Source organism: Halorussus salinisoli (assembly GCA_005239435.1).
Lineage (GTDB): Archaea > Halobacteriota > Halobacteria > Halobacteriales > Haladaptataceae > Halorussus > Halorussus salinisoli.
The window spans coordinates 368,022-380,822 of sequence record SZNP01000004.1 but is presented as its reverse complement, the minus strand read 5'-3'; the positions used below and the strand labels follow the sequence as shown (position 1 = coordinate 380,822).

11 protein-coding genes and 1 pseudogene are annotated in these 12,801 nt (G+C 52.1%); 9 read left to right on the top strand and 3 right to left on the bottom strand.

Annotation, left to right across the window (positions count from 1 at the left end):
- Positions 1-280 precede the first annotated feature (280 nt).
- Positions 281-538, top strand: coding sequence for a 30S ribosomal protein S17e (locus E2484_RS13125; RefSeq protein WP_394347911.1), 258 nt, complete (start codon positions 281-283; stop codon positions 536-538).
- Positions 539-602: 64 nt separating this feature from the next.
- Positions 603-1,418, top strand: a complete 816-nt coding sequence (locus tag E2484_RS13120) for a hypothetical protein (RefSeq protein ID WP_137285653.1) — start codon at positions 603-605, stop codon at positions 1,416-1,418.
- A 1,538-nt stretch (positions 1,419-2,956) separates the two neighbouring features.
- Here the strand turns inward: E2484_RS13120 and E2484_RS13115 are convergent.
- The gene (locus tag E2484_RS13115; protein ID WP_137285652.1) at positions 2,957-3,742 is read right to left on the bottom strand and encodes an IclR family transcriptional regulator; all 786 of its coding nucleotides are present in this window, start codon (positions 3,740-3,742) and stop codon (positions 2,957-2,959) included.
- A gap of 368 nt (positions 3,743-4,110) precedes the next feature.
- Between E2484_RS13115 and E2484_RS13110 the strand changes: the two genes are divergently transcribed.
- Positions 4,111-5,316, top strand: coding sequence for an ABC transporter substrate-binding protein (locus E2484_RS13110; protein WP_137285651.1), 1,206 nt, complete (start codon positions 4,111-4,113; stop codon positions 5,314-5,316).
- 64 nt (positions 5,317-5,380) lie between these two features.
- Here the strand turns inward: E2484_RS13110 and E2484_RS13105 are convergent, their stop codons facing one another.
- Complete coding sequence (locus tag E2484_RS13105) at positions 5,381-6,097, bottom strand: maleate cis-trans isomerase family protein (RefSeq protein ID WP_137285650.1); 717 nt, start codon at positions 6,095-6,097, stop codon at positions 5,381-5,383.
- 105 nt (positions 6,098-6,202) lie between these two features.
- Here E2484_RS13105 and E2484_RS13100 point away from each other — a divergent pair, with 105 nt between their 5' ends.
- From E2484_RS13100 to E2484_RS13090, 3 genes are read left to right on the top strand one after another with little or no spacing between them, the layout of a single operon-like run.
- Positions 6,203-7,300, top strand: a complete 1,098-nt coding sequence (locus E2484_RS13100; RefSeq protein WP_137285649.1) for an ABC transporter ATP-binding protein — start codon at positions 6,203-6,205, stop codon at positions 7,298-7,300.
- Positions 7,297-8,235, top strand: a complete 939-nt coding sequence (locus E2484_RS13095; protein ID WP_137285648.1) for an ABC transporter permease — start codon at positions 7,297-7,299, stop codon at positions 8,233-8,235. The genes E2484_RS13100 and E2484_RS13095 overlap by 4 nt, the downstream gene beginning before the upstream one ends.
- Before the next feature lie 26 nt (positions 8,236-8,261).
- A complete protein-coding gene (locus tag E2484_RS13090) occupies positions 8,262-9,074 on the top strand; it encodes an ABC transporter permease (protein ID WP_321112613.1) in 813 nt (270 codons plus the stop codon).
- Positions 9,075-10,121: 1,047 nt separating this feature from the next.
- Here E2484_RS13090 and E2484_RS26075 read toward each other — a convergent pair.
- Positions 10,122-10,580: pseudogene (locus tag E2484_RS26075) on the bottom strand (NAD(P)/FAD-dependent oxidoreductase); the annotation flags it as partial.
- A gap of 367 nt (positions 10,581-10,947) precedes the next feature.
- On the opposite strand from E2484_RS26075, the gene E2484_RS13080 reads away from it, so the two are divergent.
- From E2484_RS13080 to E2484_RS13065, 3 genes are all read left to right on the top strand, one after another.
- Entirely contained in the window at positions 10,948-11,355 is a 408-nt protein-coding gene (locus E2484_RS13080; protein ID WP_137285646.1) for a hypothetical protein, read from the top strand.
- 171 nt (positions 11,356-11,526) lie between these two features.
- Complete coding sequence (locus E2484_RS13075; protein WP_137285645.1) at positions 11,527-11,997, top strand: SRPBCC family protein; 471 nt, start codon at positions 11,527-11,529, stop codon at positions 11,995-11,997.
- Positions 11,998-12,547: 550 nt separating this feature from the next.
- Positions 12,548-12,754 (top strand): hypothetical protein, encoded by a 207-nt coding sequence (locus tag E2484_RS13065; RefSeq protein WP_137285644.1) that lies wholly within the window; start codon positions 12,548-12,550, stop codon positions 12,752-12,754.
- Positions 12,755-12,801: the final 47 nt, after the last annotated feature.

Below are 12,801 nucleotides of genomic sequence, written 5' to 3'. Positions count from 1 at the left end.
CTAACCCATGCCCCATTTCGAGACCGACCCCCTTCAATATATCGCCTGTTCTTTCAGTACGTCGCCTATTCTCGTCCGAGGAGGAATTACGTCTGAGGCACCGGCGGAATACCGGTCCCGATTCACTATTTGGAATTCACGTGAGCTTTCACGTCCGTCTATCGAGAGTTTACACCGTGTGGACCATGCTGTGTACGATCCGGTTCTCGATTTCCGTGCTCAGGTTAGCAATAGGGAGTAGTATCGACTACCTGTCAAACTGGCTTCCGGTGTACGACTAATGCTAAACAATAGCAAGGACTATTTGGCACATCCACAAACTCAGAGTATGCCGATCGACTCAGACAATATTATCAGTATCGGGAACGAACTGTTACAACGCTATCCAGACACATTCAGTGACGATTTCGAACAGAATAAGCGCGAGGTCGAACGGCTAACTGACCTTCGCTCGAAACACATCCGCAACCGGGTCGCCGGGTACATCACCAGGAACTGTCAGGACCAAAAGGCGAAGAGCATCGACGAAAAATCTTGACCAATCGGCAGACAAGACCTTTTCTGGGAAAAAATTAATAGGTTGTAAACAATCTATTCACGCAATGGCCACTATCCGGGTACGCGACTGGACGAAAGAACAAATCGAGGAGATTCGCGAGGCCGAATCGCATTCCTCGCACGATTCGGTCATAAAAGCACTCCTGAAAGACAGAGAGTTAGCGAAGTTCGCCGGCGCAGCAGTAACAACCGAAGAGAAAGATGCAGAGAAGGAAGAGGAAACTCCCGCAGAACCGACGGACAAGTTGTTCGACAATCTCACCGTACTCTCCGAGCTAGTTTCGGCCGACAACGGTGTTCTGTTCTTCTGGTGTCCGAACTGCAGCAACGAGGTTGCGCACGTCGTAACGGAGAACCCCGTCTCGATGTCCGTCTTCGAGGTGGAGTGCCAGCGGTGTCTCACCCGACTCGACCAGCACGCCATCGTCTGCATCGAAATCGGGTATCCGATCGAACAGCGAACCGTCGAGGAGACGCTCCACGATGACCTGAAAAAGTGCGTCATCGATTACTGGGACAGAGCGCTCGTCCGTCTGGCTGACGGTTCCTTCAACGACGACGTCGACCCGGAATCGCTGGTCACACAGTTCGATACGTACTTTCGAGAGTTCGGTTGGGAGTGGCCGACAGATGTGCCCGTTGTTGGTCTCGAAGTTGGCCGAACGTACCGGAACGAGGCGACGGGTGAGCGATTCGAAGTCCTTGAGGCGAGCTCCGGCAATCACGATGGTTTGAACGATTACCGAGTGCAAAAACGGACCGCTGACGGAAGCGAAACGGAAGAGGCCGAGGTGATAGAGGCGAACACGATCACGAACCTCGTGTTGAGCAGGAACCTGTATTTAGACGGTTATCAATGACGATAGAAAGAACAGACGGGAGTGACGGGCTGACGTGGTTTCCCTCCTGAGAGTGTTCGTACTCAAGACCTGAAGCTCGCCGCCTTACTGACGGTATTTTGAGGGTGTTTCTTCTCTCTGTACGGGGTCGTATTGGTCATCGTCTCGGTGATGCTTTTTACGGTAATCACGACGGAAGCCGGTCGATGGTACGTTCGAAGCTTCGATATCGTTCTATGGTCACGTTCGACCGAACTGATTTCACGGAATGAAGAGGAACGCACGCCGCGATTCGAACAGGTGAAGAAAAGTTGGATAGTGATTGGCGGGACTTGCGGGAAGCACGTCGAGTTGGCTAGTGCTGTCAAGATCGCGTCTGCAACACCGGGTCGACCCCCATCTTTCCTCTCCGTGATCGGTTACTCCTCGAAACGTTCTTTGCTAGTCGGGCAACCGTAGCCCTTCTAGTTTTCTTGGTTAATGTCCGTTTACTCCTTCCAGGTACGACCCCGGAAGCGGAATCAAACTCCTTCGAGGGCTGACGAGTAACGTCTATTGCGAAGATTTCACTATCGCGTTCGAGAGGAATCTCGCTTTGCGTATAATGTCGGTGCTTTCCCTCGTATCTGCTTAATATACGCCCGTCATCATGTATTTTCTACAATTTTTGTTCTACTGAAGTATATGCTACTAACTGAGCTCTTAGCCAACAGAACACTATTAAAAATACTTTCTACTACTGATTCTACGATATATAATTTAATATAACTATGTTTATTATTCCAATTTCTCTTGCAGAAGTGGACGTTTTTACAACATCTTATTTATTAATAAATTATTTAATATATTAAAAATATATTATAAATAGAGTTGAATAAAAGATGTGATTTCTACGGCAGTGTTGGCTATCCGGATTGGTACGTAACTTCTTCGCCGACAACACTGGTCTCTCCCAGTACATGCATGCTTCTACGAAGAACGTATTCCCATAACCAAAGACCACGAAACGGTGCCCGTGATGATACTTCACTCCCCGGAAGCGATAGATTCCGACAGAATCGCCCGCCTGATCGCATACTTTGCAGAGTATCCCGATTTTCTGATCGTGGCTCTACTCCAGGAGGACGCAAGCGCGATTGACGTCGATCATTAAGCAGTCGAACAAACTTAGAAATTCTTGAAATCGTCCCTAATACGAGGACAATGAGGAGTCCCCGACGGAGGATGTATCCCGTTCTGTGCTTCGAACCAAATTCCCGTGTTGGGGACCCCTCTCATCAAGTGTGTTACAGAGATAGGTATGTAACAACAGGGTCTCCAAAGGTCGAGACGAAAAGCAAGGTACCTTTTAAGCGTTCGCCTCTACGGAACAAAGCATCGCCCAACTTCTCGCATCACAGTAGGTGAGTTAGTGGAGAAGCATTGACCGGCCTACTATCGTGCTTCTCACGACAATTGAAGATAGGGCGTTCGCAAATTGATCCCCTCTGACCTAGATTTCCCCCTTCGCTTGAGTTCTTGTCACACGGTCTGCAAGCAGGGTAAACGAGGAAATGGGCTTACATCACCTGCTCCGTCTCGAGATCCTCTTCGAAGTCCGCCACGGTCTTCTGGAGTTCTTCGACTAATTCCGTTACGAGCTTGTCGTTAACACGGTATTTCGGGATATCTATGCTGATGGCACCACATACGTCGTTATTGGGGTACAGTATGGCGATACCGATCGAATACAGTCCCCTAATTGTCTCCTCGTCGTTAATGGCATATCCGCGCTCCTGTATTTGCTCCAATTCGGTGACGAGTGCCTCTGGTGTTGAAAGTCCCTTTTCCGTCTCATTGGGTAGTCCCCATTGTTCAACGATTCGGTGGACCTTTGCTTGGTCAACCTCGGCGAGAATTGCCTTACCAGCAGCAGTATTATGCATATAGAACGTTCGCCGATCTCCAAAGAACGCCTGTTGCGAATTGTAGAGGTCGCTATAGAGTGAGATCACGCGCCCATGTTCTTCAACACTGAAGTCCGCCACGTAGTCAATCCGATCAGTTAACGCATTCGTGTGTCGCTCAGCGATGTCGTACGCCGCTTTACGGGATATAACGTACTCTCCGAACTCGAAAAACTTCAGTCCTAAGTGATATTGACTGCCTTCTTTTGTGACGTACCGCGCGTTTTGCAGCGTTTTCAGGTGCGTGTGGACGGTACTCTTTGCAAGGTCCAGTTCTTCGGTGAGTTGCGAAGGGCGAGCACCGTCGTTGGCTCGGATCGCGTCGAGGATTGCGAGTGATGTTTCGGTAGTCGAGAGCAGGTCGGCATGCCCCGAGTTCGGTTTATGTCTGTTGCCCATAGGGGATACCAAAATCGTATAACTATAAGAAAGTTCGGCCCTACCAAACGGATTACGCCTTGAATCTGAGATTCAGACTGCATTAACAATCTGAAGCGTGATGCATCCAATTCACCCGCTTTTGTTCCGGAGAACCGGACGTTTATACCTCACGATGGCACAAAAAGCAGCGACTCGTTGGAGGAACGGTTAGAGAGGTGTTCATATCGGGTGAATCTTGAATCCCGAGGCGATTATATAAAAGAACGGCTTATCGGAACGTGTCAGAGATAACTAATTCAGAGACACTCTCAGAGAACTGTTCGAGCCCGCAAACCTGGTATCCCCGTAATTTTATATACCCGAGTCTGTTATCGTAGTTTGTCAGCATGTCACAACCAGATCGTAGTGACGAGACAGCGGCCTGTGGGTCTAGTGGCCGAACGGGGAGTCACTCCCGCCGCGGATTCCTCAAAACGACCGCAGCCACAGGTACCGTGATGGTCGGTTTGGCTGGCTGCACCAGTGATAGTGAAACCGAAAATACGACGACAACCGTTGGAGGCACGACTAGTTCTAGCGGAGGGAAGCAGGAATTAGCCGAAAAAATCAACATCTACACGTTCGGTGGTGCGAACGGAGAGGGAATCAAGGAAGCGTACATCGACGGGTTCTCCGACGAGTACGGCGTCGAGGTGAACCACCAAACCATCGCAAGTGGATGGGATCTCATCCCGAAAATCAAGAACGATAGCGTTACCGCACACGTCGTCGAGCAGAACCCCGGCAGTGTCCTCGGGGGAGTCTCCGATGTGTGGCAGCCTGTTCGTCTGGAGAACATCCCGACAGTCCAAGAGAATCTCCAGGACGATCGATTGCGCGGTGATGCGGATGCGTCGACCTTTGACCCTGGCGAGGACTGGCACTACGTTCCCAAAGAGGTCTGGGCCCAAGGCCTCGTATACAATCACAACGAACTCGACGAGCCATCGAGTTGGAAAGACATCTACACGTCCGAATTGAAGGAGAAGGTCACGAATACCGGGTTCGTCTCGCTCGCCATGGGTGTCGCTGCGAGTGAAGCAGAGGTCGACTTCAACCAGATCAAAGCGGACCAATCGGTTGCGGATGCGATCTGGAATCAAATAGAAGAACAGAACGAGTACGTGTATCAATGGTGGGAATCGGGCTCTTCGGCCCAACAGCTCCTGACACGTGAAACGGCACTGGCAGGGAACTTCTGGTACGGTCGCGTTGTTTCTCTTCGGGAAGACCAAGACGTCCCGATTTCCTACACCGTGCCGGAAGAAGGAACGGTCGGCGGCGTATCTTGTTGGAGCGTGGGCGTTGCAGAGGATCCGGGCCGGTACACTGCGGAGAAGTTCCTTGATTACCAAGCTCGACCTGAACCTTCTCGCGAGTACGCGACGAAGATTCCGTACTACCAACCCTACGAGGTTTCTGACCCACCTGAAGCGTACAAGCAAAACCCCGACAAAAAGAATATCGACAACATTAAGCTATGGGATTATAAGCTCGTTCAGGAGCATCGAGAGGAGTGGAGCCAGAAGTTCCAGAAGACGGTTCGTCGCTGACTACGGCCTATTTTTTCGACGCTGAATGATTCGACGAGATTTCGCTGATGTACCGTTCGTCACGTCAGTGGTCGAACAAGGTTCCGAGGCCGACCGACGAGTATTCGATCCCCATCGTTCGAAGTGCGTCCCAGAGTGTCGCTTGATTACTCGTTACGACTGGTTTACCGAGGTCTCGTTCAAGCTGAGTGATAATCTCAAACGTCCGCGTCCCCGTACAACTAATGAAGACGGCATCCGCCGCCGAACAATCGACTGCTTGCGCCTGCCGGTACGCAACTTCCGGTGATTGTCGCCCAATTTCACGGTCGGTCCCGAACCCTAGTCCTTCGATGGTGGAAACCTCGTATCCGGCCTCTTCAAGAAATACTCGTTCACGTTCGTCGAGAGCCTCAGTATACGGAGTCGCAACCGCCACCGATTCGACGTTTAGGGCGTCAAACGCCCGTTGAATCGACGCCGCCGTGGCAACCGCAGGCGTTTCTGCGGTGTCTGCGATTCGGCGTTCGATTTCATCCTCGTAGCCGTGACCTTTGATCAGACTTCCGGTCGTACAAGCGTAGGCGATCACGTCGACGTTGAGCGTGTTCAAGAGTCGTGCGCACCGTTCGGCGTCGTCTGCCATCTCTTCAAGCGTTTCGGGGGTTACTTGTCCGTCCTCAAGCAGCATCCGCGATGCGTGAAGTGACACTCCCTGGGGTAGGTATCGATTGTACTCCGCCTCTGTCGTCGGATCGGACGACGTAACCATGACTCCGAGTTTACCGCGCCAACCGAACATACATCCGGATTCACGATGCCGTGTGTTAATTGTTACGACGACCCGTAAGCTAAGACACCGCATGGAAAATTTTATTACGGTACCAGAGGTTTGTTGTGGTGTGCCATGACAGACGGGACAGTGAGAGTCGAGAGTCTTAAAAAGGAATTTGGGTCACTGACTGCAGTCGACGATCTCTCGTTCGAGATTAAGGAAGGGGAGTTCTTCACTTTCCTTGGTCCGAGCGGATGCGGGAAAACGACCACCCTCCGAATGTTAGCGGGCTTTGAATCGCCGACGGACGGACGCATCAAAATCGGGGATGAAGATGTGACCGCCGTCCCGCCGTACGACCGTGACGTCGGGATGGTGTTTCAGAGCTACGCACTTTTCCCCCACAAGACGGTTGCCGAGAACGTCGCGTTCGGGTTAAAGATGGAAGGAGTGGACAAAGCCGAACGACGATCACGAGCGAGTGAGGCACTCGAAATGGTCGACCTCGGAGGATACGAGAACCGATCGCCCACCGAACTCTCCGGTGGTCAGCAGCAACGGGTCGCACTCGCCCGTGCGATCGTCATCGAACCGGACGTTCTGCTCCTCGACGAACCACTCGCGAACCTCGATCTCAAACTTCGACAGCAGATGCGATTCGAGCTGAAACGCATCCAAGACGAACTCGGTATCACAACTGTGTACGTCACCCACGACCAGCAGGAGGCGCTTTCGATGAGCGACCGCATCCTGGTGATGGATGAAGGGCAGGGCAAGCAACAAGACCAGCCGGTCGACCTGTATAACGAACCGGCGAATGAGTTCGTGGCCGATTTCATCGGAGAAGCGAATATCCTCGAAGGAACCATCACTGCTACTGAGAGGTCTGAGGTCCACGTTGATCTCGACTCGGTCTCCAGTGATCCAATTCTCGTCCGTGAGTCAGCGCCAATGACTGATCTCGTTGAAGGCGATGAAGTACTGGTGAACGTGCGGCCAGAAGATATGCGCATCACTGGCCCGGACAGTAGCGAGAAGTCCGCACTTACGGGTACCGTCATGGAAACAACATTCTACGGGCAGATCACGACGATTCTCGTCGACATCGGCGAGCACGACGTCCGAGTCGACGTGTTCGGTCGCGCGACGCAATCCGAATACGAATCGGGAGACAAGGTTGCGATTGACTGGGATTCCAAGGACTGCGTCCTGTTACGGAGGACATCATGAGCCAGCCTGAAGCCACTGATCGCAGCGTTCAGCAATCCATAACCGTTCGAACCCGAGTCAACGAACTTGTTTCCCGGTATCGTGACCACCTTGCGTCAGCACAGTTGTTCGTTGGACTTACATATCTCCTCATTTTCTTCGTCGTTTCGTTCGCCATCATCGTGTTCTACAGCGTTCTGAAGACCGCTCCACCCGCGGATGCCTACGAATTCACCATCCAGAATTACATCGAGTTTCTCACCGACGAGTTCTATCGAACAGTGCTCTGGGAATCCATCTTCATCGGAATCCAGGTGACCGTGATAACCCTGGCAATTGCCTATCCAGTAGCATACTTTCTAGCGTTTACGGAGAGTGCGCACAAGAATTTGCTCGTACTGCTCGTGATCCTTCCCTTCTGGATCAATATCGTTATTCGGACGTACGCGTGGCGGCTTATTTTGGGCCGTCAAGGCGTCCTCAATTACCTTTTTGTGACCGTTTTCGGAGTAATGGAGCAACCGGGTGACTATCTCTTCAGTCAAGGATCGATCGTCCTAGGACTCGTCCACGTGTTCCTCCCGTTCATGCTACTTCCAATCTACACTTCGCTCAACCGATTCGACCGAACGCAGATCGAGGCTGCGAAAAACCTCGGTGCGAACAAGCTCCGTGCCTTCTACGAAGTAACGCTCCCACAAAGTCTCCCGGGAATCGCCGCTGGCGTCGCTATCGTGTACGTCCTCGCGTTTGGATCGTTTGTCGTTCCACTGCTTCTCGGTGGCTCGCGCAACATCATGATTGCCAATGTTATCAGTGAGATGTTCGGCCAGTTTCAGGCGTGGGAAGTCGGCAGTGCGATGGCCGTCGTCGTCACTGCGATCTCTCTGACTCTGGTCTTCGTTTTCAACCATCTCGTTGGTCTTGGTGGGTTGTACGGCGGTGAGAGCGCATGAACCCCGTTCACCGTGCACTCGGAGTTATGGAACTCTCCGATCGCAACAGCAAGCGGGCACTACGCTGGTTCACGTATCTCGTGTACGTGTTCCTGTATGCGCCGGTCGTAATCGTGATTCTACTTTCGTTCACCGAACAGAAAGTCCCGTCATTCCCAATGGAGGGGTTTACTCTGAAATGGTATCTCAATCTCATTCCCCCCGGACATGACGAACGAATCGTTTCCGCGTTCATTCAGAGCCTCCAAATTGCTATTATTACAGCGATTGGGGCGGGCGTTATCGGTACACTCGCTGCGTTTGGCATGGTTCGTAGCGACTTCGACACTCCATGGTTGGATTCCAGTGTGCTCTATACGGTGTTTCTCTCACCGATTGTCGTGCCGTGGGTCGTGACCGGCATCGCCGTTCTCACCCTCTATTCCATCATCGGCATTCAGGGGACGTTCCTCTCCGTCGTGATCGGGCATATCCTCATTGCACTGCCGTTCGTCATTCTCGTAGTTGCTTCGCAACTGTACGGATTCGACCGCGAGTTGGAGGAAGCAGCTCAAAATCTCGGCGCCTCGGAACTCCGAACCTTCTACGAAGTAACCCTTCCGCTGATCGCTCCGGGGATTATTGCGGGCATGCTGTTCGCGTTCACGCTCTCGTTCGACAACTTTACCCAGACGTTCTTCTGGGTGGGGAGCGACGTCGAAACTCTTCCGATCGTGATTTACGGCAAGATCAAAACGGGAATCGAGCCGACGATTAACGCCGTCGGGACGGTGATCATCATCTTCTCGCTCCTGATAGCCGCAGCTGCGGAGAAACTCTCTTCTCGGGTGGTGAAATAGATCCGTCCCTTCCAACCCCGATTAAAGTCTTAGCGGCTCCCAAATAACGGGATTTTAGTCTGTGAGGGAAGCCAAACACTAAATCCGTACGGCAGAACGAAATAAGGGATGCACGAGACGAAGTTTGAGGTGCTTAATACTATAGAAAACTAGAACTGTACGATAGATACAACTCGTATCCATTTTCCGTCCACAAATCGGCCAACAGTATTTAAGACTGGCAATCGAAACAATTGAGGCCGTCTTTGGCGAGTTTATCAGGTCAGCAAACAGCCAAGTATACATAATTAATTGTACTATTTCGCTGCATTAGCACTACCAGCTATCCTCGAATACTGACAGTTGGAGTCAGAATCGGACGACCGAAATAGATGCCGAATCTAGCCGTATGAATACGTGACACCGCATTTTCCTTTATTTGAACATTCCGTCGTCCTCGTTGAGGCATCGTAATCGGTCAAATTCGGAAACAGGTATAAAATACTCGTAGATTATCCATTTTTATTGCGTAAAGGTGGATAGTTGCCTAAGTATCAGTATACTGTTGCTAGAGGTTAGTATTATTAGGACGACATGACATCTGAAACGTCGTCTTTGTGTCTAAATGTAATCGATAGTGGTCTTGCGGTTTTCCGGGTGTGACGGCATCGTTAGCGTCGTGGAGATCATCGACAGTCACGGACGCGATCATTATCACAGAATAGAGCACGAATTCCCACCTGCGTGAATCTAATTACTTCTGCAACGATTCACGATATGATTTTATCTACATTATGTTTTTGGATATAAATTTTATTATTTTTCCATAATATGTTTATTGACATCCGTCTCTACTAGCGGCTCTTGACTGTCGCGCGGTCGTCATTTTCTATCTTGTAGGTTGACACTACATATAATGTATAAATAATTCTATAATATTATCTCATTTTCTCAACATGTAAAAGGAGTAGTAGTCCCGGCTCGCCGGATGCACTCAGTCTGTATTTCGCGGATGGCGACCCGAAGTGAGTTCGTCAGTCGACGGACTCACGGACACGGGCAAGTTTCCATTGGCTCGTCGATGAACATGTAGGCGTCGCAGTGCAGGCAGTAGTGGAAGCCGCGACCGGTACGGGGGAGCGGCGGGCCGGGGCGTGCGTCCCCGAGTCCCGTTACGAGGACGACTCGGTCAGTGAACACCATCCCGTCAGTCGTCTCGAGTCGGAAGCACTTGGAGGTTTTCTCAGCCGCCTCGATGGAGGTGACGAATGCACGCTCGTAATCCGCTCCGTATCCCTAGAGCTGGTCGATTGCTGATTGAAGATACTCGTTGCCGGAAACGGCTTCGGAGACGCCGATGAGGTTGTGAGTGTCTCGTATCATCGCCGCGCGGCCACCGCCGCAGTCGTACACTGCCGTGTCGTGGCCGAGTCGCGTCGTGTAGAGCGCTGTCGTCAATCCTGCGGGGCTACCTCCGACGACGTCGTCTTCAGGACTACTCTCGGTTTTCTCTCGTTGGTTGGTCACGTTTGGGGTCACCTACGGTAACTTAGTTCCGCCGGGTAGCTCATAAGTATTAGTTATCCTAGAAGTGAGTGAGCGGTAGAAACGTAACGGAGTTACTGTGCGGTTAGTGGCACGGAAAGACTCGAAGTCATTCTAGAACGGTAAGCCGTTCCCAAACGGACAAAAGTCACGGTGGAGCCTCCGCAGAAGTTCAATACCGTATCGCGATTCGATTTTACGAGACAAAGTCCGTTCGCAGTTTTGGAGTTACCGTGGCGTAAGCAGCTTACAGACTCCATGGCGCATCTTTATAGGTTACAAAGCGTTATCTAGTAACTATAGGTAGCCTAGGACGGCGACGGCCCTACCGAATCCGACCGGACAGACCATGACTCGAACTTGCACCACCCGAAACAATGCGTTCGCTGGATACGACATTCCGAGCGGTACCGACCTCGTGCACAAGACGTGGTATCTACTGATCGACCGTGGGTACGACACGTTCGAACCGACGGAAGTGTTCGCCAATCAACTCGGCGAGGCATTCCGGACTGCGTTCGTTCGCACTGCGCCAGTGCCGATCGTCCCAGAACCAGTCGACGAAGCGATCATCGACGCGGCTTCCATCACGGTGTACGAGCATGGCGACCAACCCGACGCAGACCTACGAACGGTCGTTTTGCCGAGTTTCTACCGAGCCGTCGCGGACCTCTACTGTGACTATCGGATCGGGTATCCGGACGGGGGCGTTGGCGTCTGGTTCGAAGCTAGCGATGACTCGCACGTCAACGGATGAACTATTTCGAATTGTCGAAAACCGAAGTCGCTGATGAAGATACATCCGTAACGAAGAATACTCCACCCTACTAGAACAATCCGAGGGCCCCTGTGGAACTCGTAGTAGCGGTTGTGCGTTTGTTGTACACCTCGCAATTACGCTTATCCATAGACACTACCTACCGTCTGTATGCATACGGTAAGTGTAAGCAGGACGATCGATGCGCCGATCGATGACGTCTGGTCGGTTCTAGACGATTTTGGTGATGTTGCGAACTACAACCCAAACATCAAAACATCGGGTATCGTCGACGGCCCCGATACAGGAATCGGAGCGACTCGAGAGTGTCGATTCTACGATGGCAACCGAATCGAAGAACAGATCGTCGAATACGAACCGAAGGAAGGGTACGCAGTTAATTTCCTCGACGTCGGTGAGTTCCCTTTGAAAACGAACGTTGTCGAAATCGACGTTGAATCGGTCGACGATAGCCGGTCGACGGTCACGATGACCGCTAATTTCACTCCGAAGTACGGACCGGTAGGGTGGGTGATGGGGCAACTGGTGATGAAATCGAAGTTCGAGGAGACGTTCGACGAGGTCTTAGATGGACTTGCGACGTACGTACAGACGGGGCAGAAGGTCGACAAAGGGCGGTAGCGGCCCATCGGTTCGTGTCGATATATCGCGATTTCCCCGACGTAACCACCTTACTACGGGGTTAGATTACGGTTATACGCATCGGGGTGGAGTGAGTTAGTGACGAGACTCAGCACGTCGAAGTTCGGCAACGGTGGTGCTCCCTGAAATCCGACCGTTTGCAACCAGATCGGCATGACGATTCCTGCAGCGACTATCCAGATGACGAATCCGTAGACGAGCCCGAGCCTCGTACTCTCGCCGACGCCGTCCGCGTACTCCCGTAGCGGTGGTCGAGAAACCAGTACCGCGAAGAGGATGCCGAATACAAGGCAATGCATTAGTTCAGCAGAGCGAGACGCCATTCTTGGGAATCTTATTAGGGAATAAGAAAGTCCGAAAGTCGCGCCCATCGATGTATGTTTATTTAATCTTTGTCGATTATATACTGCCGAATACCTCTAGGCCGGAGAAGGTGACATCGTATACCGCACCGGAGACTGGGAAAACCGTGTGGGACGCTTCGTCCTCGGCCCCAATCCATATCCACGACCGCGGAAGTAGACGACATATGGACGACAAACGGACGAAGTCGACCGGCGTTAGCACCCTCGTCGTCGCGTTGCTGTTCGCAGCGGTCGGCGGTCTCGCCTTCTGGGCGTGGCGGAAACGAGCGCCGCTCGCGCGGTCGTACCGCCGCTCGAAACGAGACACGAGTGAGGACCGCGACGCTCGGGGTCCGAACCCCGAGCGGAATCCCGGTACGGACCCGGTGTAGCTGGCCGAGTCGATTCATCCGAGGAGGTTGGCAGACTAAGGAAAGGC

Coding starts and splice junctions, on each gene's coding strand:
- E2484_RS13080 (WP_137285646.1), top strand. CDS start 10,948: ATGACTCGAACTTGCACCACCCGAAACAATGCGTTCGCTGGATACGAC.
- E2484_RS13095 (WP_137285648.1), top strand. CDS start 7,297: ATGAGCCAGCCTGAAGCCACTGATCGCAGCGTTCAGCAATCCATAACC.
- E2484_RS13075 (WP_137285645.1), top strand. CDS start 11,527: ATGCATACGGTAAGTGTAAGCAGGACGATCGATGCGCCGATCGATGAC.
- E2484_RS13110 (WP_137285651.1), top strand. CDS start 4,111: ATGTCACAACCAGATCGTAGTGACGAGACAGCGGCCTGTGGGTCTAGT.
- E2484_RS13100 (WP_137285649.1), top strand. CDS start 6,203: ATGACAGACGGGACAGTGAGAGTCGAGAGTCTTAAAAAGGAATTTGGG.
- E2484_RS13090 (WP_321112613.1), top strand. CDS start 8,262: ATGGAACTCTCCGATCGCAACAGCAAGCGGGCACTACGCTGGTTCACG.
- E2484_RS13120 (WP_137285653.1), top strand. CDS start 603: ATGGCCACTATCCGGGTACGCGACTGGACGAAAGAACAAATCGAGGAG.
- E2484_RS13105 (WP_137285650.1), bottom strand. CDS start 6,097: ATGTTCGGTTGGCGCGGTAAACTCGGAGTCATGGTTACGTCGTCCGAT.
- E2484_RS13115 (WP_137285652.1), bottom strand. CDS start 3,742: ATGGGCAACAGACATAAACCGAACTCGGGGCATGCCGACCTGCTCTCG.
- E2484_RS13065 (WP_137285644.1), top strand. CDS start 12,548: ATGGACGACAAACGGACGAAGTCGACCGGCGTTAGCACCCTCGTCGTC.
- E2484_RS13125 (WP_394347911.1), top strand. CDS start 281: ATGCTAAACAATAGCAAGGACTATTTGGCACATCCACAAACTCAGAGT.